Source organism: Pantoea sp. Fr+CA_20, assembly GCF_024520835.1.
Lineage (GTDB): Bacteria > Pseudomonadota > Gammaproteobacteria > Enterobacterales > Enterobacteriaceae > Pantoea > Pantoea allii.
The window spans coordinates 34664-55588 of sequence record NZ_JALNPN010000023.1; the positions used below are offsets into that span (position 1 = coordinate 34664).

A 20925-nucleotide genomic window follows, 5' to 3' on the forward strand; every position below is an offset into this window, starting at 1 on the left:
TAAGTAAAATTCGCTGAATTCTCTTCTTTCGGGCGTCAGCTTCTGACACGAGGCAGTCTGTACGTGGGGGATGTCCGCTATGAGCTGTAAGTTCAACTGATGGATGCAACACACAAATTCCACCATGAGCGAGAAGCAGGCATTGTTTTATGTAGCTTTATTTCGTTTCCAGATCCTTGCCATACCTTCACTTGCAGGGCTGACTCGTATGAAACCAAATTTTTCATACAACTCTGGCACATCAGCCATTAACGTAACATAAGCACCATCACAGGCATTGTTATCGAGCCAGTTTGCCAAACTTTCCATTATTTGGCGGCCCAGCCCCCTGCCCTGATGCTGTGGATCTACAGCTACATCAACAATCTCCATATTGAGGGCGCCGTCACCCACTATACGTCCCATGCCGACGACAGTATTCTGCCAGCAGATATGGACTGCATAACAACTGTTGGGAAGCGCCCGGCGCACGCCCTCTGCGGGACGTGGCGTCAGCCCTGCGATGATGCGTAACCGGCAAAAATCCTCTACTGACGGAACAGTTTCAACAACCTGATAGCAAGCAGACAAAAGGTTATCCTCTGGTTAATAGTCCATTTTTTAGCACAAAATCGACTGATTTAGGCACAAGGTCCACTATGAGTGAACAGCACACATTTACTCATGGCGACTGAATACATTCATTCTGGTAAACATCACATCCCTGCCGTCTCCCCCGCATGCGCGCTCAGTGTGCTCCTGACGCGAGTCGTCTTTTTCCGGTACGCTTCTGTCCGTATACCCAACACTATACCTGATGATTTTTACGCCGCTGCGTGGCTGTGCACAGTGCAGTAGTGTTATGCCGTTCTGGACGTCGGAAAGTGCAGGTTTCTGCGGTCGATAAACTGTTTTTATCGCTTAACGCGTTACCTGTTTTCAGCTCGTAGCTCAGAAACCGAAAAGGAACTTATCGAAACTGCAGCAATTCCTGGCAATATCGGCAATATGAGGAATGATACCGTGTTCACGATCGGCCCGATAAATTGCGCTGTATCTGACAAGAGGCAGTCTGGGTTTGAAATCGAGCTCCCTGAGTATCCCTTTTTCCAGCAAAGGCATTAAAGGTTTTCGGGGGAGATAGGTAATACCCATACCGGCAACCGTCAGCCCAATCTGGGCAAAGAGGTTATTACAGACAATATTGCGGTCAAATTTAATGCCGCGCATTGAAAAATAGCGTTCATATATCAGACCTGTGCCGGACGTGGGACCCTGCACAAAAAAGGAATATTTTGTTGCTTCGTCAATATCAATTTTCTCTTCAGCGGGTATAAGTGCTGTCGACGACATCCAGGAATTTTCGACACTGCTCAGAAGGCACGCGTTGAGGCGAACGTCGTCATACATGTCAGGTGCAATAATCAGATCGAGCTTGTCATTCTGGACGGAATCATACAGAACGGGAGAGGCATCCACGGTAGGTACTATCTGTACCCTGGGATAGACTTCCCGGATTTGCTGAATCAGCTCGGGTAGCCAGGTAAGGGATGTCAGCTCAGTTACGCCCAGCCGGAGTTGTGAAATCAGAACCTTCCTGTCGCTGATCCTCTCAAGCAGGTGGTTTCTTTTCTCTACCAGCTCCTGACTGTAAAAAAGAAGCTCTCTTCCCTTCTCTGTCAGCCGCGCATTTCTGCTCGACCGGTCAAATACCTCAATATCAAAAGAGACTTCAAGTTCATGTATGCGCTTTGATATAGCAGACTGCGTCATATTGAGCTTCTCTGCGGCCGCTTCAAAACTGCCGAGATTAACTATCCATATCAGCGCATCCATTTGTTTGAATGTTATCACCTGGGTTACCTCTTAAAACGGCCGACAAAAAGTCCAGAATGTTGCGAAAGCCGCACCCCGTCTCTGGTGGGGCCTCGCTATGGGAGAAAGAGACCTTTGATAGCAGGGGCGAAAAATTCCTGCTCAGATCACAGAACTGACATAGGAAATTCATATGCCTTCGCCGAAAAGCGCCTTTATTTCCATAAATGAGGCGAGCTTACTGCTTTTACATTCTTAGCTTAACGCCATATGTTTTTGATATTTATCAATTTTATAGCCACAACATCTTTCTTTCATGAAAAAAAGGACTGATTAACTATATCAAAATATCGCTAAAAACAATCTTTCATGGCCGATAGTATCAAACATAACCAGTTTGTTAATTTAATGTTAAAAATCACTGAGGCCATTTATGTCCATCCCAGGAAGCCATATCAATCCGCCCGCCAGACCACTGACACGCGCTGAACGTGAATCTTTCAGAGACGTTGTGACCCCACATCTCAGCGACAACATGTCGCGAAATATCGGTATTAGCGGTCTGCAGCGCTTCAATAAAACCGGAAAACTTATCGGTACCGCATTGACCGTAAAGGTGCGCGGCGGAGACAACCTTATGGTTTACAGGGCGATGACCATGATTGAAGAAGGCCATGTGTTGGTCATTGACGCACAAGGCGATACGAATAACGCCATCATCGGCGAGCTGATTAAACTTGAGTGTCTCCGCAGGGGATGCGCAGGATTTGTTGTCAATGGCGCCATCCGTGATGTTGCCTCTTTTGAACATACCCCTCTCTATGCAAAAAGCATCATTCACAAAGGACCTTTCAAAACCGGTCCCGGTGAAATAAACGTGCCTGTGAGCATCGGCGGTCAGGTTATCTGCCCCGGGGACATCATCATCGGAGACGAAGATGGCATCGTGAATTTTGCATACGAATTTAAGGATGAACTTCTTAGGCTGGCGGCAAAACATGCGCAGAAGGAAGAGGCTGTAAAGGAAATGATTGCTTCAGGCCAGGAAGACCAAACCTGGTACACAGACCTGCTTCGTGAAAAAGGATACCTGTGATGAAACTGAATCAGCGTGTGTCTCAACGATTAAAAAGCATCAAGCCATCACCCAGCATTGCCGCGAACGAGCTTGTCACTCAGTTGCGATCCGAAGGTTTTAATATTATCAATTTCACCATCGGAGAGCCTGATTTTGATACGCCCGAACATATTATCAAAGCGACCGTTGACGCCCTTAAAAACTCGGAAACGCATTACACTCCCGCAGCAGGAACGGTCGTTCTGCGTAAGGCAATCTGTGAAAAACTGGCGCGTGATAACGGGCTTCGCTATGAGTTAAACGAAATTGTCTGTGGTAGCGGCGGAAAGCACATCATTTTTCACGCTTTCGCTTCCACGCTGGATAAAAATGACGACGTCATTATTCATGCTCCTTACTGGGTATCTTATCCGGACCTTGCCATTCTGAATGAAGGCACACCGGTTATCGTAGAGGGTGATGAATCCAATGACTTTAAGCTCACGGCTGAGCAACTGGAAGAGAGCATAACGGCAAACACCCGCTGGGTGGTGCTTAATTATCCGAACAATCCCACTGGTGCGGTATACCGTGCTGAAGAACTCATGGCGCTGGCCGACGTGCTGCGAAAATATCCTGACGTGCTCATTATGCTTGATGAGATATATGAGCACTTTGTATACGAAAACGCTACACACCTTTCACTGGCCGCTGTCGCGCCGGATCTGAAAGAGCGGATACTTATTATTAACGGCGCCTCAAAGGGATACGCAATGACCGGATGGCGTCTTGGATTTGGCGCGGGTCCACAGTGGCTGACCAGCGCTATTACCAAACTGATTTCCCAGACAACCACCTGCCCGAGTTCGGTAAGCCAGGCGGCTGCAGTCGCGGCGTTCGCAGGTGATCAGCAGCCCGTAAAGGAGATGCTCGCCATCTATACCGCGCGCAGAAAGCGCATTGTCGAACTGCTCAGCAATCTGCCAGGCCTTAGTTTTAACCCACCAGCAGGTGCATTTTACCTTTTCATTAATGTGGCCGGGCTGATCGGTAAAATAAAACCCAATGGAAGCCGTATAACCTCTGACGATGACGTCGTAGAGTATTTTTTACGTGACGCAGGCGTCGCAACCGTTACAGGCAAAGCATACGGGCTTTCTCCTTACTTACGCATTTCTTTCGCAAGTTCAGTTGACGTCATTGAAGAAGGATGCCGGCGACTCAAAACGGCCATTGCATTGCTTCGTTAGCAGATTCTTTATTATTAACCAACACCAGGTACGAACTAAATGAAAAAGCCAGGAATCCCCCTTGTATGGCAGATTGTTGTCGGCCTTGTGGCAGGCATTGTAATAGGTTACCTACTTAATCTATATCCCGCGCACAGTGCGTGGCTTATAGAACAGATATTTAAGCCTGCCGGCGATATTTTCATTAAATTAATGAAAATGATCGTTATTCCGGTTGTTTTTTCGTGCCTGGTGGTGGGTATCGCAGGTCATTCTGACAGTAAAGCGGTGGGAAGAATGGGCCTGAAAACCATTTTTTATTTCCTGTGCGTGACAACCACCGCCATTATCGTGGGCTTGATTGTAGGAAACGTGGTGAAGCCCGGCGCAGGGGCCGACCTGTCTTCGATGGTGCAGCATCAGGTCAGTGTCGCTACGCCCGCGTCAGCGAATCATGGGCTTGGTCAGGTGATCCTGAGCATTATCCCTGAGAATATTGTTGATGCTATGGCAAAAGGCAATCTGTTGCCCGTGATCTTCTTTGCCGTCATGTTTGGCATTGGTATTGCTTCGCTTGAAAATGAAAAAAAGGCGAACGTGGTCAATTTCTTTTCTGCCATTGCTGATGGGATGTTCAAAGTTACAGGCATGATCATGGCCTATTCCCCTATCGGGATATTTGGCATGATAGCGGTAACGGTGACCGATTTCGGCGTCGCGTCTCTTCTGCCGCTGGTGAAACTGATTGCCACAACTTATATTACCGCCATTCTGTTTGTTATTATTGTTTTTGGACTCATCGCCCGATCCGTTGGCATTAATATTTTTACCATTATCCGCATTATTAAAGATGAATTGATACTTGCTTTTTCAAGCGCCAGCTCAACATCTGTTCTGCCACAGCTGATTCAGAAAACACAAAAGTTCGGCGTCGATAAAACGGTTTCAGGGTTTGTTATTCCTACGGGGTATTCATTTAACCTTGACGGTGCCTCTCTTTTCCTTGGCATCGGAACGCTGTTTATCGCGCAAATCTATGGCATTCACCTGACCCTTGCCGATCAGATGATGCTTGTTGTGACGATGGTCATTACCTCTAAGGGCGCAGCCGGTGTTCCTGGTTTTATGTTTGTCATTCTTTCCGCCACGCTCTCTAGTGCAGGTATCCCGTTAGAAGGTATTGCTTTCATTGCCGGCGTTTACCGCTTAATGGATATGCCTAATACGGCGCTTAACGTTCTGGGAAATACGCTGGCCCCTATTGTCATAGCCAAATGGGAAAACAAGTTCAGCGATAAACGCTACGCTGAAACTGTGAAACAACTTTAGATTTCAGTCTTTTAGACAGGTTTACGGCGCATTTGGTAAGTAAACTTTCATACATCGACGATAAAGAGGGAACGGCGTAAAGCACAGACCTTAAATTAGCTCAAACTACGCCGTCGGCATTTACCGAATGGCCGGGCGATGCGGGTGCAGAACATTCCCTATAAAGGTTGTGTAACGCACCGCCCGGCACGCCTGTCAGTTATCAGGACAGTAATTGATGGGGCTTTGCCTTAATGGCATCCCTGAAAAGAAGGCATGCGTTTTTTGTTATCGATCCCTCAGGCATGCACTTTCCTTCCAGTTAAAGCCTGACCCGCGGCGCAAAATGTAAGCGCCGCCGGCAGGTCCTGATAAGGGCAAAGACTTCACTTCTGAATCCAGTAAGGCCCCGGCCTGCCAAAGAGATATCCCTGCAGCAAAGGACATTCATATTTTCTGAGCCACTCAGCCTGTGCAGGTGTCTCCACGCCCTCTGCGGTAACTTCAACCTTCAGTTGACGGCAAAGTGAAAGAACGGAACTGACGATAGCTGCCGCTCCGGCATCCCGGTGCAGGTCGCTGATAAATGACTTATCTATTTTTATCCTGCTGAAAAGTCCGGAGCTGAGGTGGCTCAGGGAAGAAAAACCGGTGCCAAAATCATCCAGCACCATATCAATGCCCGTCTCCCTGAATTTCCGTATCACTTCATAACTGAATTCGGGGTTGTCGAACAGCGCGGACTCGGTAATTTCGAGTTCCAGCCTGTTGGGATGCAGCCCACTATGAATCAGGACGTTTTTCACTCTGTTCGCCAGCTGCGGGTCTCTGAACTGTCGGGGCGAAATGTTTACTGCCACCCGCGCCTGTCCCGACCAGCCTGCCATGTCAGTACAGGCACGCGTAAGCGCAAATGCGCCGATATCATGGATAAGCCCGGTTTTTTCAGCAAGCGGTATGAAAACGTCAGGCGGAACGCTTCCCCTTACAGGATGATGCCAGCGCAGCAGGGCTTCATATGACACGACTTCTTCACTTACGCTGCACACAACGGGCTGGTAAAAAAGCTGAAGCTCACCGTTCTCCAGCGCACCACGCAGGTCGTTTTCCAGACTGAAGCGCTCTTTCGCTGAACTGGCAAGCTCATCTGTAAAGATGACCCAGCCGTTACGTCCGGCTGACTTGGCCGCATACAGGGCGATATCTGCTGCCGATAACATGCTTTCAGCATCCCGCGCGTAGCCCGGAAAAAGGCATACTCCGAAGCTGCAACCCGACGTGACCTTGCGGCCTTTCAGCATGAAGGGTTCCTTCAGCACTGCGGTGAGGCGTGATACCGTTTCGCTTGCTTCTGCTGCTGAGCTTATGCCCGGTAAGACGGCAACAAACTCATCACCGCCTGTGCGGGCCAGGATATCTTCAGGGCGCAGGACGGACTGTAGCCGCGCAGAAACATCAATGAGCAGTGCATCCCCTGTGGGATGGCCCAGAACGTCATTGATGCTTTTAAAGCGGTCAATGTCAGAGACCATGACGGCAAAGGGGCTGTCGCCACTCAGAAGCGTCTCCAGTCTGGGCATCAGGCCACGGCGGTTAAGCAGCCCTGTCAGTGGATCATGCAGTGCCAGGTGATTAGCCCTTGCTGCTGCCTGATACTCTGCGGTGACATCCAGTATGGTATAGAGAAGATAGTCCTCTCCGCCGCCCGAATTCAGCCTTTCTGCAGAAATCCGCAGTGAAAATTCCGGTGCGGTATCGTCTGAAGAGACAGTTTCACTGAACCCTTCATCGGGAAGGAGATCATAGGCTTGCCTGAACACAGCACTCAGTTCGGCTGGCAGCGCCTCAGGGATACCTGTCAGGGTATTACCGCTCAATACCAGCGCCTGCAGATGGGGGGAATTCATGGCTGTCGGGTTCGCGCGTATTATGCCACCCGATTTTACGTCACACAGAATGAGGGCGCAGGGCGTGTGGCAGAACACAGCGTCGAGCACCTTATTGGTGTCTGATAACTCCGTTTCCCTTTTCTGGATGACCTGTTGAGCGATGCGTAGGGCCGCCCTTTCCTGATAATCATGCGAAACGTCCCGCACGATTTTAATAAAAGCAGCGTGTTCTTTCTCAGATGGGTTGAGAAATTCTATTTCAACTGATGCACGAAATGTGCTGCCGTTTTTCCGGAGACGCCAGCCCTCGCCTGTAAACTTGCCATGCTCACGTGCATACCCCAGATCGGCCTCAGGTATGTTCCTGGCCTGTTCATCTTCATCGTAAAAAACCGAAATATGTTGCCCTCTGATATCACGGCTTTCCCAACCCTTAATCTCACGGCATCCAAGGTTCCAGCTCATCACCTCTCCGGTTGAAGAAAGAAGGTATATTGCGCAAAGCGACGTTCTGGCCACGGCGGCCCCCAGTTGGTCATTGGTTACGGATTTCATGCGGCTGTCCTTGATGAGTTCATCGACCTGCTCGGAGATGATCCTGCCTGTAAAATGAGTATCGGCCTCGCTCACCTGATATCGAGAAACAATTTTGTAAAACTTTAGCCTGAAGCATAAAGACTACCGTTAATTCACTTCTGTTTAGTCTTAGCCGGTACCAGGCTTCATGACACCACCTAAGGCTGTACCTGTCGGCACCTGTGCGATTGCTACAAACATACCTTCAAATTTTCGGTTTAAGCGCTTTTTATCTCTGAGTATGTAAATAATCGAATTACGCTTTTTAAGGCAACTGTTATGCATGCCCGTCATTTTGAGTAAATAACCCACTGCCAGGAACCCTGCACCGTTAATTAACACGGACTGACGTCAGGCACATCCGCGCCTGGTACACAGCTGTATGACAAAACCCTATTGATTATTCAGGATTTTTACGCTCTGCAAATGGCTTATGCGCTGAGCTGATGCCCTGGCCACAGGTTATGGCAGGACGGCCCGCTGAGTTCCGCCAGACCGCTGCCATTTTGAGATTTTTCTGCCTTAAAGGCTATCCGGCTTAAATACTCACTTCACCTTTCAGAGGCAGCCCGGCGCCTGCCGGACCGGTGATGCAGAAGACAATGAGCATAAATAACGTCACCAGACTCAGACGAATTTGTTCCGGCACAGGTTAGATATCTAACAGGGCTGACCAGCCCCCGCCGATGAGCACATCCCGATTTGAGCAATATGCGCTTCTTGCTCATAGCGGACTTTCTGCTTAGTCCGCTCGTCTGCTTCGTGCCAGGAGTGCACGAGGTAGTTGTGAATTTTGATAACGCTACGACTGGCGTTCGCGCGCGGGGTGACAGGACCGATTAGCCCCCTGCTGGAGGCTGCTCTTAATGGAGGTTTTCTTTAGCGCTGGCGCAAGCTGTGGGGCGCTGAGAGTAAAGGTACTCATACAGCAGCAGCATGCCTACCGGATTACCTTCGAGATTTTCGAAATCAACATGCGTTTTCTCCAGAAGATACTTTCTCAAATCCTCTGGAGAGATATTTTTATGGGAAGCCAGTGCCCGGCACAGTTGTGTCACTATCTCGCATTTTACTGCATAGGGCACTTCAGGATTATAAATTTCCGGAACAGAGTGGGTCTGATTCATTAAAATACCCTCTATAAGCGCTTGAAATGACTAGAGAGGCCAGAGTGCACGCCGATCTGAGATAAGATATAGCAAGTATCGAACCTCATGTAAATGATCAAACTTATTGCTGTCAGGTCCGGACTCAGGACCTGGCTAGTCATCGTTTTATACCATAGAGAAGGTGCAGTAAAAAAAGTAGCTTTTGACGCTGATTGCCCGCTTTCCGCTCACAGCGGAGGGCCATCTGGAGCTATCTGATGTCCGCTGAGTGCCAGAAGCGGACATCACCTAAGTAATATGACTATGCAACGCCAGCGTGCTGTAGGCATATACATTACATCAGAAGTTTTGGCTGGTTCAAACCAGGCAGATCGTATTTCTGGCTCATCCGTCATGTTTTATTCATAGAACTCGTGCAAATTTGTCATTTTGAATGAAGGGAGCTTTAGGATGATTTATAAAGACATGGTGGTAAGAGATACTTTTGAGTTGGACAAGCTTTACGACGCTGTAGCCAAACCTTCCTTAATGAAAGTTACTGATCATATTCATCAGGCATACCGCCCTTTTATAGAGGCATCATCTTTTGTCGTCCTTGCAACTTCAGGGGCTCATGGGCTGGATATATCGCCAAGAGGCGATCCGGCCGGCTTTATGCATATTCATGATGCGAAAACCGTTTTTCTGCCTGACCGCCGGGGTAATAATCGTCTTGACAGTCTGCGTAATATTTTAACAGACAACAGGGTAGCGCTTCTCTTTCTGGTGCCGGGAATTGGAGAAACGATACGTTTAAACGGCACTGCTGAAATCTCTATAGACCCAACCCTACTGGAAAAATTTGAAATGAAAGGCCAGTTGCCTAAAACAGTGTTACGTATTTCAGTACAGAGTGTAATGTTTCAATGCAGTAGGGCTATCATCCGCTCGAAATTATGGGATCCTGCCATTCAGATTGACAGGAAAACCCTACCCAGCACTGGCACTATTCTGAAGATGATCTCACAATCAGAAATCGATGGAGATGCATACGATAAGGCCTTGCCGGACAGGCTGAAAAACACGCTTTATTGAACATTGACTAAAATTACCACTGGTGGACTCACTGATTTCACGGCAGGTCCGCATATTTACGTTCTGAACGGTAAGCCATGACATTAAGCCCCACCTCACTAAACTTACGCTTATCAGGCCGCCCTGGTGCCTTTCTCATCAGAAAGCACCCTTCCCCAACAAGTTACTCTACGAAACCGCGCTTCAATCTCCCTATCGCATGAAAAATCCATCCCACCCGCAATAAGGCTACCAATCCCATCAGTCAACGATAAACAGGGTTGCTCCCGCCGTGGTCGTTGAACGATGTGCTTCAGCATCGTCGGCAACCTGATAACTCACGCCGGGCGTTAATACAAACGTCCGTCCGTCATCCAGCTCTGTCACCAGCTCCCCTTTCAGACACAGAAGAATATGCCCTTTTATACACCAGTGATCGGCGACGTAGCCGGGGGAATACTCGACCATTCTGACCCGGATATCGCCAAACGTTGCCACGCGCCAGAGCGCGAATCCGCTTTCCCCCGGATGCCGTTCTTCCTCGATCTGTGACCAGTCGGTTATCCCAAAGGGGATGTTTTCCATCTTCATTTTTATGCCTTATTATCGAGGTTGAGTGGCTTAACAAACTTAAACCTTAAAAATTAAAAACCTTTCTTATCTTTTCACTTAATAAAAACCCTCATTAATACTCATTTTTTTGCCTTCTCTTAATATTTCTTAAGAGATTTATTATTTACCTTAACAACCGCACGGAATTGCGCTGCGCTAACGTAACGATCTGGCGCAGCCCTTCCAATTATCCCCGCGCCTCCGGGTTGATCACATGGCTTGCATCACCCTCAAAAAAGCGCACCACGTTGTCGAACGCGGTTTTGAAATACAGCCTGTAACTGTCCTTCTCGACATAGCCGATGTGCGGCGTGCAGAGCACATTGGGCATCGATAATAACGGATGCGCCGGGTCGTAAATCGGCTCCGCCTCAAAGACATCAAGCGCCGCAAAGCCCGGATGGCCCTGCTGGAGCGCACTCAGCAACGCATCGGCGGCCACCAGCTCTGCCCGGCTGGTGTTCACAAACAGCGCATCGGGCTTCATCTGCAACAGATCGACGAGCGTAACGTTGCCCTGAGTTTCTGCCACTAAGCGCTGATGAACGGTTATCACATCGCTGGTCGCAAAAAACGCCTCACGGCTGGCAGGCACGATCAATCCCTCCTGCTGCGCTTCCTGCCTGGCGCGATCGCTGCCCCAGACCTGCACCTGCATACCAAAGGCGTTAGCGTAAGCCGCAATCCGCTTGCCGATTTTTCCGTAGCCCAAAATCCCTAACCTCTGATTGTGCACGCCCTGCCCCAGTTCCGCCTGCCAGTGTCCGGCGCGCATGGCGTTAACGGCCTGCACGAACTTTCTGCGGGCCGCCATGATCAACAGCCATGTCAGCTCCGCCGGGGCAACGGGCGAACCCACGCCTTCTACCACGGCAACGCCAGCCCGTGAACAGGCCGCGAGATCGATATTGCGGGCGATTTTGCCGGTCTGGCTGATGAGCTTCAGATTTGGCGTGCGCTGTAAAAAGGCGTCGTCGACGGTGGTGCGCTCACGGATCAGGATCAAGGCCTGGGCATTTGCCAGCGCGTCATCCGCGCCAGAATCCCGGCTGATATCCCCAACGGCAGTGCAGTGAAATTGGGGAAGGTTTTGCAGGCAGTCGAGGCCCGTCGTGACCAGCTGATAATCATCGGGAATGCAAACCTGTATCGTCATGGGAACGCGCCTTAAGAGTAGATTTGGCTTTTAACAACCGGGTGATAACTGCCCTACATCATTAAAACACCCTCCCGATGACGTCAATGTCCTTTCGCAGGATGCGCATCATCCGAATGGCTCACCGGCAACCAGAACATACCTGTGACGGCGCATAGCCCGGCGCGTACTGAAATGGACAACGATTGCAGGCCGGGCAGTTCAGCCGTTTTCTTGCCCTTCCTCTGGTGAGTGACCTCACCCAAACGCAGTACGTTAAAAAAATATCGAATAAAAATCCGCACAGATACGTTCACTCATCATAAACCTGACTGAGAGATCGCAAGCCATGATTCAAACACAACCCAAAAAACCCCGACAGCGCTACGACAGCATGACCCTGGCGCTGCACTGGATAACCGCTGCCAGCGTCATCTTTTTGTTTGCCAGTGCGCACATCTGGGAATGGCTGGACCGCGGGACACCGCTCCGCAAGGGATTACAGTCGGTGCATATTTCCTGCGGGATCATCCTGGCACTGGTGATGGTGGTCCGGCCGGTCTGGCGGCTGATGAGCCAGCGCTCACCGCGTTACGCGATGCCCGCCGCGGCCATTTCTCGTCCGGCAAAATTCCTTTCACACTGCGTGCACGGTGCGCTCTATCTGCTGCTGTTCACACAAGTTGTATTGGGCTTTATGTTTCGCTGGGCACAGCAGGAACCCTTTGGTTTTTTTGGCCTGTTCGATCTGACCGGGCTGGTGCATGTCGATCCCCTGCTCAAACATGCCCTGGGGGAATTACACAACAATGTCGCCTGGGCGCTGATTATTCTGGCCTCGTTCCATGCTCTGGCCGCCCTTATCCACCACTACGTTTTACGCGATAACGTGCTGCGCCGCATGCTGCCCGTTCGAACCTACCGTTAACTGGAGCACTACCATGAAAAACACCTCTTCACTGCTGCGTGCCACAGGCCGTAAGCTGCTGGTTCCGGCCCTGCTGTTTGTTATCCACGCCAACCCGGCCCTGGCCGCAGGCGATGACAGCACCAACAATAACATTCCCGACTGTCCGCGTGGGCAGGTTTACGACAGCAAGAGTAAACAGTGCGTTCCCGACAAGACGGCACGCCTGAGTGACGAAGACAAGACCAACTATGCCTATCATCTGGCAAAAAAAGGCGAATATCAGGCCGCGCTGACGCTGCTGGATAGCCTGAAACAGCCCAATACCGCAGAAGCCTGGAATTACCGGGGTTATGCCACCCGAAAACTCGGGCGTACCGACGAAGGTATCGGGTATTATCAACGCTCGCTGGCGCTTAACCCGCGCTATGCGAAAGTGCGCGAGTACCTGGGCGAGGCGTGGCTGATTAAAGGCCGTCCCGATCTGGCAAAAGCGCAGTTGAAAACCATCGCCAGCCTGTGCGGTACAGGATGCGAAGAGTATCGTGATTTGCAGGCCGCCATTGATGGCCATCCGGAATCCTGATACGTACCATGAGGACAGTCACATCACTACCAGCGAAGTTCGTCAGCAGCTTGCTGCCCATCTGACGCGCCTGTGGCGCTACGGGCTGGTGCTGTCCCGAAACCACGACGTTGCCGAAGAACTCGTGCAGTCTACCTGTGTTCGCGCGCTCGAAAAGAGCGCGCAGTTTACGCCAGGTACCCGGATAGATCGCTGGCTGTTCTCGATTCTTCACTCCATCTGGATTTCCGATCTACGCGCCCGCCGCGTGCGGTTAGGACAGGGTTTTGTGGAAAGCGATGACCTGCTGGCCCCTGATACGCAGGAACGTGACGATGAACGCCTGCATTTTCAGAAAATCATGCAGCGCGTCAGCGCATTGCCAGAAGCCCAGCGCAATACCGTATTTTTAGTGTATGTCGAAGGATTCACCTATCAGGAAGCCGCAGAAACGCTGGCCGTGCCCATCGGCACCATTATGAGCAGGCTGGCAACCGCGCGTTCGGCGCTGGCAAAATCATTTGATGCTCAGGCCGCTGCGAAGGAGAAACGCTCATGAACAGGCTGCATTTTTCGCCCCCTTACAGTGACGAAGCCTTAGTCGCCTGGCTGGATGGCGAGATGGACCCCGAGGATGCACGCCAGTTTGCGTCGCTGCTGGAAAACGATGCGGAGCTGGCTGAACGCGTTGATGAACTGATGAAAAGCCAGCTCGACTTTGACGCGGCCTTTGCGCCCTTACTGGATAAGGCACCGGAAGCCAAACTGCAGCGCCAGCTCGACACGCTATTAGCCGCGCCAGGGCAGGAACCCGCTGCTGCTGCCGTTGCCGCCACATCGGGCGTCAGCCGTCGTTCGCTGATTGCGGCCTCGCTGAGTTTTCTGGTGATCGGATCGGGCCTGGGCTACCTTGCTCGCCCGGCTAAAACCAGGCTGAGTGAGAGCGAGAAAATTCGCGATCTCGAAGCGCAGTACATGTCACTGTACAGCGCAGAAACCCTGCTGGATGCGGATAACTCCCCTGCCGCGCTGCAACATGGCCTGGCGCGAACGGCGCAGGACATTGGCCTGCGTCTTCATGCCCGGCAGCTTGCCTTGCCGGATGCGGAATTAAAGATGGTGCGCATGCTGCGCTATGACAGCACGTCCATTGCACAGATTGCGTGGATTCATGCGGAATACGGCCCGATGGCGCTGTGCATTTCCCCGGACGAGCAGCCTGCCACGAGCGGCCTGCAGCGTGAGCAACGCCATGATATGCGCCTGGTCTGGTGGCATCATGGCGGCTACCAGTTTGTTCTGATAGGCCGCAACCCGGACGGGGAACTGGCCGCCAGTGCTGACGCCCTGAAAAAATCCCTCAACGCTTAACGGCCAGCGGCCTTGCTGGCTGTAACGCCGTTTCACGGCACGTGGCTGGCCTCTGCCTGGATATCAATATTGATGGTCACCGTATCATCCACCAGCGCGGTAAAACGATCCATATGGTAGGCCGAACGGGAAATCGTGGTCATCGCATGCAGTGATATCCTGTCCTCGCTCTGCGCAGTGCGATCGTGCTCTTCCATCGTGGCCTCCAGAATCACCGGCCGCTGCACGTCCTTGACCGATAACGAACCAAAAATTCTGAAATGGCCGTTGCCCTGCGCCACGATCCGGCTGCTGGTAAAAACGATATTGGGATAGCGCGGCGCATCAAAAAACATGCTGCTTTTCAGTTGGTAGGTCAGCAGATTGTTTGAGGCGATCAGCGTGGAGACCGGAATACTGACCTTCACATGATTATCCATTTCATTCGTCGGATTCAGCGCGACCTCGCCGGTCACGCCCGTTAATTTCGCATGTGAAATACCGCCAAAGGCGCGCCATGACAGCCCTATCGCGGTGTCAGGGGTGGAAATCGTGTAATAAAGTGAGGCGGCGTGGGATAACGGACTCAGCAGCAACCCAGCAACCAGAAAAGTAACAGCGCGCGTCATAACGGGATTCTCCAGTGAACAGACAACGCATAAACGCGCCAGGTAGCAACTTTATTCGATTAATACTTACAGTTATATAACATTCGTGGGGATGGGGATCTCGCCCGGATGTGGAAACGGCATGATGGTGTACGAGGTGGACTCAGCATGCTGGGGAGATGAGCGGCTTTTGCTGATGCTGGCGCGCGAGCGCTGTTCGGCTTATCGCGGGCTGGAGGGGGAAGTTTGCTGCTCCCCACATCCTGAAAAGTGGATGCCGCTGTTCCTCGCTTGTGATAAGAAATAAAAATAACCTGTGCACGGGAGATTTAATATGTATCTGGATGATATTCCTTTACATTTTCGGCAGCATGAAAATTTTTATCTGATTGCCCCTGACATGAGCCGTACAGAAGAAATGCAGCAGAAACTGAATGCGTTCAGTTCTCTTCATCATGAATTCTTGCTCTGGTCTCCGGGATTTCATTCTCTTGATTCTGTTAAGAAAAACATGGCGGAGGCGGCTGATAATTTTCTGAATGACAGAGAAGAATATAAATTTTTAATTATTGATCGTCAGTCAGATGAACTCGTGGGCTGTATTAGCTTATTCATCAGAAATCGCGCGATTCCTTACTATGAAATCGGCTACTGGCTCGCTACCGATGTGTTGGGGAAAGGCATAATGTCTGAAGCATGCAAACAGGTCACAAACATAGCCTCAGCATTTTTGCAGGCAAAGAGAATCGAAATTCGTACGGCAGGACGTAACCTGCGCAGTCAGTCGGTTGCGTTGAAATGTGGTTTCAAACGTGAAGCCACTCTCGTGAACGAGCGCCTCGATGGCCTGGGGAGAATTGACGATACCTTTATCTACAGATATGACTGTTGACTCAAACCGCAACGCTTTCAGGTCGGGCTCTTGCGCCTTATCACCTTTCAGGACGGCGACTTTTTGTTGCCGGAATTGCGTTTGATCTTGTTTCTGTCATGTACAGTTTCACTGTAAATTACCCCGAATACAGGGATGCGGGTTTGGCTTTGATTTATGCGCGGTTGGGACAATTTTGAGATTGTTATCTTGCTCTACCACCCGGAAGGTCGAGACATAGGCTTTTCTTGTAGCCTTTTTATTCTCATCCTCTGCTTTTTATTTACTTCAATATAAGTGAAATATTCTTGCCCGTTTTCAAATCTAAATTTTGCTGGCTGAATACAAAAAAGACCTGCTTTTGGTTGTTTTTCAGCCGGGAAAATGACCTGCTTATTATACGTCAGTGCTGATACAACGTCTTCGCAATACCAGTCCCGGAAATAAAGCTCGCCGTCAGGACTCATTGTGGTATTTCTTCCCTGAAGTTTGAAGGGAAAGTCACTGGCATGATGAATCCAGACGCGAGGATAAACGATGGAAGGACTAAAAACCGATCTTGCCAACGCTATCTCACCCAGAGTCATAAGCCTCTGACGCCCTTCATTATCACTCCTGCAATCCACCATAATTTTTCGTTTCACTCTTTCAATGAGAGTTTCCGACTGGCAGCGTCTTAAGAGAACGTTCCCGATTCCTAACCTTTCGTGGACTTTAGCAAAAACAGCCAGCGTCTCTGAGATTCATCACTCTCTTCCAGCAGCGCGTTTCGGATAGCCGTTCAGCCTTCTGAACGTTCAAATAGACAGAAAAATAAAGGGTTTGCAAAATCCATTTCGCTGTGTCTTAATAGCGCATCGGTTTGGAACACAGACCTTATGAAGCAGTTTTAGTAAAGCAGTCCTCAGTTAAAGCGTTATCCAAAGATACCTTTCTTCGAGAGCCTCCTCCTAAGTGCCCAATAAGTAAATCTCAATGACAGGCCATAACCGCCGCACCTAGTGGCTCATCAATTAAGGAAATATCTATGTCTAACAAAATGACTGGTTTAGTAAAATGGTTCAACTCAGATAAAGGTTTTGGCTTCATTACTCCAGACGACGGTAGCAAAGATGTATTCGTACACTTTTCTGCTATCCAGAGTGATAACTACAAAACACTTGATGAAGGACAGAAAGTTTCCTTCACCATTGAAAATGGCGCTAAAGGTCCTGCAGCTGGCAACGTTACGCCGCTCTAACCTGCCTTCGTTATCAGCGGCGCTGACAACCACGAGAAAGACATTGGTCTGCTCAGACCAGCTCTGCCGATAACAAAAAAACCCGCCTTGTGCGGGTTTTTTATTGCCTGATGTCATCCACCCTCTGTTCTGCCTGTCCCCGCGGTCATCATTTAACAGGCAATCCTGTAGGTAACACTCACGCCATTCCCCATCCCGTCATCTGGTAATGTCCTGCCCTACTCGTGTCCTTGTTTTTCTCACCATCGCCCTTACCGGTCCAGGCAGGATTAACAAAGATCGCTTTATAAAGCGGTATCTCTCGGGTATGCGCCATCACCCCGTAAGCGGCACGAAGGTGTCCAGAACAGTAACCAATTTTCATGACCAGACCAGAGGAGCTGTCAGCCGGGTGAATCAGATGTCCTGAGGTGCGATAACATTGTGCGCATAAGGAATCAGGCGACTCTGCCGCCTGACATAGTGAGACCAGGATTCTCCGGCAGGCTCGGGATAACGTCTGTGTCTCATTGCCCTGAGCGTTTCGGCTATCAATCCCACTGATGCAGGATCGTCGTATACGCACAGTGGTGATACATCCGACCGGCAGGTGTGGATACGTAAACATGCCCCGTCCTGTTCACATTTCACCCAGTCCTCCATGGTCAGCGCCACCACATCAGTGGTGTCCCTGTTCACCCTTCGTATGTAAAGCAGGGTGCCGCGATCGGTGTCCACGCCAAAATACTGACCTCGTTTTGTATCTACCACCTGATGCGCACGTGGGCTGAAACGATGGGGACAACTCAGAAGCGCAACCATGTGGCCGAGCACTTTACGGTGACGTAATTTGCTTAATCCGGCTGAAATCAGCGGCACGGCAAAGGCAACCCAGATGGCAACGAAAAGCGACAGCGTCAGATAATCACCTTTCCTGAGCAGTGACGGGATAATGAATACTGAAGGTAAAGTGATTAACAACGCGCAGGGAAAACACGTCATCATGTAGATCCTGAATACCTTTCGCCACAGGGGCTCTTTAACAGGATTTACCCTTTCAACCTGACTCATTATGACCTCTTCTACACCTGTCAAATTGTTCGCCGGGTTACCTAACGCCCGGCAGAGAGAGTTCGGGATACTGTGAGCCAGAAACCCCATCGTCTGGCCGCTTCATCACACGCCGGGAACACGGAATGAAGCCTGACTGAGTCACTCACTGCCAACAACAGTCTCCGTATTAACAAAACGCTGTACTGCTGTCACCCTTTGACAGCTGAGCATTCAGCTCGCTGGCGCTTTCCACGGGCGAAAAACCACCGGCACCCGAATCGGGTCATTCTGCCCTGCTCCTGTTTCCAGGCTACGACCAGTAGCGTTTTCATGGTGATGATTTTTCCATATATTTTTCCAGATACGCAATATAACTTTCTTATTTCGTCCTTAACCGATGTCAATGAAAGGCGCTAAGTCCCGGGCTGAAGAAAATAATGAGCGACGCACTGGAATGCAGGCTTCTGAAAGAATTTGATTGATGTCAAAAAAGCATCCGCCATTTTTCACTGACGTTCGCCCTGGCCCACAGAAATAAAACATTGGGAGCATTCTTAAAGGGAGGCTTTCTATGTCACTGATAATTTAAACATGTTTTTAAAAACAGTATTGACTCGGAGAATAAAACCCGTAGATTAGGTTCCTAACAGCACAGAGAAACGAGCATCATTGTTGTACTAATTGGGGTAAGCCATTTTGCATTAAAGGCCATGAAGTCTGTAGTTTGGGATGCAGTTCGCTTTAAGGCCATGTAGTGACAGTGCTGTGCAGCAAAATGGTAGTAAAAGCGCGACGATGTAAGGCCTTGATTTACCCATCTCGTTGCTTCCCTGGGTTCAGGTGAAGGCAACTGTAGTCAGGCAACGCATCAAAGAGTATATGTCGCGATGGGGAATGTACTTGTTTAAGACGCCATGCTTTAGTCATAAATAAAGATGGCAAGTGATATACCAGGATAACTAATGGGAGGTCTTCACGTTTTAATGCCCAATATTATCTGTAGCAAACGGGTGCATTTATACGCAGTATAAATTGCAGTAGTCATTTAGTAAGTTCATTAATGTCAAATCTGAAGTCTGAAGTACCTTAAAAGCCCTGACTGCAATGGTCAGGGCTTTTAACATTTCTCAGGATAGTAATCTCATCCATTTACAACCTGGCGCAGGTTTACATTGCCGTACCCTTGTAACAAACGCCCAGGTGCGCGCCTTGAATATGCTTATAGCGCGAACAGCGTGATCCACCAGACAGAATAAATCTCAGGATGCCGACCTTCCTCCTGACCTTTTTTAAATGCTCTACAACAGTATTTTCAATAAGCTGCATGGCTGTAAGTGAGTGCATAGCTTGCTCACTCACGGATAAACTGCGCTTCGCACTGGCGGGCAATCTCCCACAGTCTGTTACGAATGACCTGCTTAAGTTGCAGCGTGGACTGCGATTGGGGGCGATCACGACGGCTGATCAGCATCACTTCAAACGGCAACGGTTGTGCGACAGGGAGCAATTTTAACTGGTCGGCATAACGGCAAGCCGTGAACAGATCCACGACACCCACGCCGCCGCCCGCCAGTACCATATCCGCAATCACCGAGTAGGTTTTAATCGACAGCGACACGGCGGGATTCAGTTTTTTATCGCGCAGCGCACGGTGCAGTACGCGCCCAAGCGGGTCCTGTGTCTGCATCATCAGCAGGTTATTACTGCATAACCACTCCAGCGTAACAGGTTCGTGCTGGGGATGATTAAGTGGCAGCAGCGCCACCATCGAAGACTGAAACAGCGGTTCGGCCAGCAGATCGGCGTCCACCTGCTGACCAAAGACCAGCGCGAAATCCAGCTGATTATCCAGAATCATCTGGCACAGGGTATTAAAGTGCTCCGTGACCAGTTCGACACTGACCGAGGCCACCTGTTGCCGCCAGGTGACCAGGGCGGGAGCCAGCACCATTTGACCAAAAGCGTGAGCTGCACCGACGCGGACTGTCTGTCCTTCGCCGCGTCGCAGTTGTTCAGTGAGTTGGGTGATGGATTGTAAGCGTTGGTAGAGATCTTCCACCTCCGGCAGCAGCCGTCGCCCTTCTGCCGTGACGCTCATGCCCTGTATACGCCGTTCGAACAGCGCAAATCCCAGTTGCTGTTCCGCGTGATTCAGCACCCGGCTGACATTCGGTTGCGACACGTTAAGCAAGCGCGCGGCTGCGCTAATGCTGCCGGTCTGAACGATGGCCTGAAAGACTTCTATGTGGCGGAGCCGCATCATTATTTACCCTAAGTGGATTCACCTGCCCGCAGGCCGTTGTCAGAAGCCTTTATTAGCTGTTCGCGCGCAGAACCGCCAATGTCTGAATCACAGTGTACACCTGTAACATCGTTTATCTCGTCAGGCCTACCGGTAAACGGGACCGGCGCGCTCTGTTACGTGGTTCTCCGTTCCCTGCCCTGGATGGCGCGCAAGCAAATGTGTCGTGATCGCGACATGGCAATCCCTGCTCTGTTCCTGCTTTATTGCAAAAATTGTACCGTAACGCTGGCGAAGCTACTGACTGTCGCCTTTAGCTGCCGATCGGGGTGATGTTGCGGGTATGCG

Annotated in this window: 22 protein-coding genes; 11 read left to right on the plus strand and 11 right to left on the minus strand. The window is 50.3% G+C overall.

The genetic code is table 11. The annotated features are described in order from the left end of the window. Nucleotides 1–147: 147 nt before the first annotated feature. Entirely contained in the window at nt 148–570 is a 423-nt protein-coding gene (locus NR177_RS20660) for a GNAT family N-acetyltransferase (RefSeq protein ID WP_109716147.1), read from the minus strand. A gap of 360 nt (nt 571–930) precedes the next feature. Further along, complete coding sequence (locus tag NR177_RS20665) at nt 931–1833, minus strand: LysR family transcriptional regulator (RefSeq protein WP_256853520.1); 903 nt, start codon at nt 1831–1833, stop codon at nt 931–933. A 394-nt stretch (nt 1834–2227) separates the two neighbouring features. Between NR177_RS20665 and NR177_RS20670 the strand changes: the two genes are divergently transcribed. Genes NR177_RS20670 through NR177_RS20680 form a run of 3 tightly spaced genes read left to right on the plus strand, consistent with a single transcriptional unit; the run spans nt 2228 to nt 5409 of the window. Further along, nucleotides 2228–2890 (plus strand): RraA family protein, encoded by a 663-nt coding sequence (locus NR177_RS20670; RefSeq protein WP_063879211.1) that lies wholly within the window; start codon nt 2228–2230, stop codon nt 2888–2890. Next, on the plus strand, nt 2890–4101 hold the full coding sequence (locus NR177_RS20675; RefSeq protein WP_256853521.1) for an aminotransferase class I/II-fold pyridoxal phosphate-dependent enzyme: 1212 nt from the start codon (nt 2890–2892) through the stop codon (nt 4099–4101). Before NR177_RS20670 ends, NR177_RS20675 begins: the two co-directional genes overlap by 1 nt. Nucleotides 4102–4140: 39 nt before the next feature. Next, nucleotides 4141–5409, plus strand: coding sequence for a cation:dicarboxylate symporter family transporter (locus NR177_RS20680; protein ID WP_109716144.1), 1269 nt, complete (start codon nt 4141–4143; stop codon nt 5407–5409). Nucleotides 5410–5774: 365 nt separating this feature from the next. Here NR177_RS20680 and NR177_RS20685 read toward each other — a convergent pair whose 3' ends face one another. Together NR177_RS20685 and NR177_RS20690 are read right to left on the minus strand one after the other, a co-directional pair. Further along, complete coding sequence (locus NR177_RS20685) at nt 5775–7832, minus strand: EAL domain-containing protein (protein WP_256853522.1); 2058 nt, start codon at nt 7830–7832, stop codon at nt 5775–5777. 884 nt (nt 7833–8716) lie between these two features. Beyond that, the gene (locus NR177_RS20690; protein WP_158086992.1) at nt 8717–8980 is read right to left on the minus strand and encodes a hypothetical protein; all 264 of its coding nucleotides are present in this window, start codon (nt 8978–8980) and stop codon (nt 8717–8719) included. A 432-nt stretch (nt 8981–9412) separates the two neighbouring features. Between NR177_RS20690 and NR177_RS20695 the strand changes: the two genes are divergently transcribed. Then, nucleotides 9413–10036: a pyridoxamine 5'-phosphate oxidase family protein gene (locus NR177_RS20695; protein WP_256853523.1), complete on the plus strand. Its 624-nt coding sequence runs from the start codon at nt 9413–9415 to the stop codon at nt 10034–10036. 240 nt (nt 10037–10276) lie between these two features. Here the strand turns inward: NR177_RS20695 and NR177_RS20700 are convergent, their stop codons facing one another. Continuing rightward, complete coding sequence (locus NR177_RS20700; RefSeq protein WP_063879204.1) at nt 10277–10606, minus strand: DHCW motif cupin fold protein; 330 nt, start codon at nt 10604–10606, stop codon at nt 10277–10279. A gap of 208 nt (nt 10607–10814) precedes the next feature. Then, entirely contained in the window at nt 10815–11783 is a 969-nt protein-coding gene (locus NR177_RS20705) for a D-2-hydroxyacid dehydrogenase family protein (protein WP_256853524.1), read from the minus strand. A gap of 328 nt (nt 11784–12111) precedes the next feature. On the opposite strand from NR177_RS20705, the gene NR177_RS20710 reads away from it, so the two are divergent. The 4 genes from NR177_RS20710 to NR177_RS20725 are packed head-to-tail and all read left to right on the plus strand — an operon-like array spanning nt 12112 to nt 14605. Beyond that, nucleotides 12112–12690 (plus strand): cytochrome b, encoded by a 579-nt coding sequence (locus tag NR177_RS20710; protein ID WP_256853525.1) that lies wholly within the window; start codon nt 12112–12114, stop codon nt 12688–12690. A gap of 13 nt (nt 12691–12703) precedes the next feature. After that, on the plus strand, nt 12704–13255 hold the full coding sequence (locus NR177_RS20715; RefSeq protein WP_256853526.1) for a tetratricopeptide repeat protein: 552 nt from the start codon (nt 12704–12706) through the stop codon (nt 13253–13255). Then, nucleotides 13236–13793 (plus strand): sigma-70 family RNA polymerase sigma factor, encoded by a 558-nt coding sequence (locus NR177_RS20720; protein WP_145394692.1) that lies wholly within the window; start codon nt 13236–13238, stop codon nt 13791–13793. The genes NR177_RS20715 and NR177_RS20720 overlap by 20 nt, the downstream gene beginning before the upstream one ends. Further along, nucleotides 13790–14605, plus strand: coding sequence for an anti-sigma factor (locus NR177_RS20725; RefSeq protein WP_109716138.1), 816 nt, complete (start codon nt 13790–13792; stop codon nt 14603–14605). The genes NR177_RS20720 and NR177_RS20725 overlap by 4 nt, the downstream gene beginning before the upstream one ends. Before the next feature lie 32 nt (nt 14606–14637). Here NR177_RS20725 and NR177_RS20730 read toward each other — a convergent pair whose 3' ends face one another. After that, a complete protein-coding gene (locus tag NR177_RS20730; protein WP_096012410.1) occupies nt 14638–15213 on the minus strand; it encodes a YceI family protein in 576 nt (191 codons plus the stop codon). 121 nt (nt 15214–15334) lie between these two features. Between NR177_RS20730 and NR177_RS20735 the strand changes: the two genes are divergently transcribed. Together NR177_RS20735 and NR177_RS20740 are read left to right on the plus strand one after the other, a co-directional pair. After that, on the plus strand, nt 15335–15499 hold the full coding sequence (locus NR177_RS20735) for a hypothetical protein (RefSeq protein ID WP_181377095.1): 165 nt from the start codon (nt 15335–15337) through the stop codon (nt 15497–15499). 27 nt (nt 15500–15526) lie between these two features. Next, the gene (locus tag NR177_RS20740; RefSeq protein ID WP_218996116.1) at nt 15527–16084 is read left to right on the plus strand and encodes a GNAT family N-acetyltransferase; all 558 of its coding nucleotides are present in this window, start codon (nt 15527–15529) and stop codon (nt 16082–16084) included. 194 nt (nt 16085–16278) lie between these two features. On the opposite strand, the gene NR177_RS20745 is transcribed toward NR177_RS20740, so the two are convergent. Beyond that, a complete protein-coding gene (locus NR177_RS20745; protein ID WP_256853527.1) occupies nt 16279–16707 on the minus strand; it encodes a hypothetical protein in 429 nt (142 codons plus the stop codon). 383 nt (nt 16708–17090) lie between these two features. On the opposite strand from NR177_RS20745, the gene cspA reads away from it, so the two are divergent. Further along, the gene (gene cspA, locus NR177_RS20750) at nt 17091–17303 is read left to right on the plus strand and encodes an RNA chaperone/antiterminator CspA (RefSeq protein WP_063879191.1); all 213 of its coding nucleotides are present in this window, start codon (nt 17091–17093) and stop codon (nt 17301–17303) included. A gap of 178 nt (nt 17304–17481) precedes the next feature. Here cspA and NR177_RS20755 read toward each other — a convergent pair whose 3' ends face one another. The 3 genes from NR177_RS20755 to NR177_RS20765 all read right to left on the minus strand — a co-directional run bounded on the left by NR177_RS20755 (nt 17482) and on the right by NR177_RS20765 (nt 20595). Further along, nucleotides 17482–17667, minus strand: coding sequence for a hypothetical protein (locus NR177_RS20755; protein WP_109716136.1), 186 nt, complete (start codon nt 17665–17667; stop codon nt 17482–17484). 32 nt (nt 17668–17699) lie between these two features. Continuing rightward, nucleotides 17700–18443, minus strand: coding sequence for a plasmid IncI1-type surface exclusion protein ExcA (gene excA, locus NR177_RS20760; RefSeq protein ID WP_306278061.1), 744 nt, complete (start codon nt 18441–18443; stop codon nt 17700–17702). Nucleotides 18444–19686: 1243 nt separating this feature from the next. Beyond that, on the minus strand, nt 19687–20595 hold the full coding sequence (locus NR177_RS20765) for a LysR family transcriptional regulator (RefSeq protein ID WP_063881152.1): 909 nt from the start codon (nt 20593–20595) through the stop codon (nt 19687–19689). Nucleotides 20596–20925: the final 330 nt, after the last annotated feature.

What these genes read in the sequence shown, in the direction of transcription:
- NR177_RS20700 (WP_063879204.1), bottom strand. Translation starts at nt 10,606, where the DNA reads ATGAAGATGGAAAACATCCCCTTTGGGATAACCGACTGGTCACAGATC.
- NR177_RS20765 (WP_063881152.1), bottom strand. Translation starts at nt 20,595, where the DNA reads ATGCGGCTCCGCCACATAGAAGTCTTTCAGGCCATCGTTCAGACCGGC.
- NR177_RS20695 (WP_256853523.1), top strand. Translation starts at nt 9,413, where the DNA reads ATGATTTATAAAGACATGGTGGTAAGAGATACTTTTGAGTTGGACAAG.
- NR177_RS20715 (WP_256853526.1), top strand. Translation starts at nt 12,704, where the DNA reads ATGAAAAACACCTCTTCACTGCTGCGTGCCACAGGCCGTAAGCTGCTG.
- NR177_RS20730 (WP_096012410.1), bottom strand. Translation starts at nt 15,213, where the DNA reads ATGACGCGCGCTGTTACTTTTCTGGTTGCTGGGTTGCTGCTGAGTCCG.
- cspA (WP_063879191.1), top strand. Translation starts at nt 17,091, where the DNA reads ATGTCTAACAAAATGACTGGTTTAGTAAAATGGTTCAACTCAGATAAA.
- NR177_RS20755 (WP_109716136.1), bottom strand. Translation starts at nt 17,667, where the DNA reads ATGAAAATTGGTTACTGTTCTGGACACCTTCGTGCCGCTTACGGGGTG.
- NR177_RS20740 (WP_218996116.1), top strand. Translation starts at nt 15,527, where the DNA reads ATGTATCTGGATGATATTCCTTTACATTTTCGGCAGCATGAAAATTTT.
- NR177_RS20680 (WP_109716144.1), top strand. Translation starts at nt 4,141, where the DNA reads ATGAAAAAGCCAGGAATCCCCCTTGTATGGCAGATTGTTGTCGGCCTT.
- NR177_RS20725 (WP_109716138.1), top strand. Translation starts at nt 13,790, where the DNA reads ATGAACAGGCTGCATTTTTCGCCCCCTTACAGTGACGAAGCCTTAGTC.
- NR177_RS20685 (WP_256853522.1), bottom strand. Translation starts at nt 7,832, where the DNA reads ATGAAATCCGTAACCAATGACCAACTGGGGGCCGCCGTGGCCAGAACG.
- NR177_RS20710 (WP_256853525.1), top strand. Translation starts at nt 12,112, where the DNA reads ATGATTCAAACACAACCCAAAAAACCCCGACAGCGCTACGACAGCATG.
- NR177_RS20735 (WP_181377095.1), top strand. Translation starts at nt 15,335, where the DNA reads ATGATGGTGTACGAGGTGGACTCAGCATGCTGGGGAGATGAGCGGCTT.
- NR177_RS20670 (WP_063879211.1), top strand. Translation starts at nt 2,228, where the DNA reads ATGTCCATCCCAGGAAGCCATATCAATCCGCCCGCCAGACCACTGACA.
- NR177_RS20675 (WP_256853521.1), top strand. Translation starts at nt 2,890, where the DNA reads ATGAAACTGAATCAGCGTGTGTCTCAACGATTAAAAAGCATCAAGCCA.
- NR177_RS20720 (WP_145394692.1), top strand. Translation starts at nt 13,236, where the DNA reads ATGGCCATCCGGAATCCTGATACGTACCATGAGGACAGTCACATCACT.
- NR177_RS20690 (WP_158086992.1), bottom strand. Translation starts at nt 8,980, where the DNA reads ATGAATCAGACCCACTCTGTTCCGGAAATTTATAATCCTGAAGTGCCC.
- NR177_RS20705 (WP_256853524.1), bottom strand. Translation starts at nt 11,783, where the DNA reads ATGACGATACAGGTTTGCATTCCCGATGATTATCAGCTGGTCACGACG.
- excA (WP_306278061.1), bottom strand. Translation starts at nt 18,443, where the DNA reads ATGGGGTTTCTGGCTCACAGTATCCCGAACTCTCTCTGCCGGGCGTTA.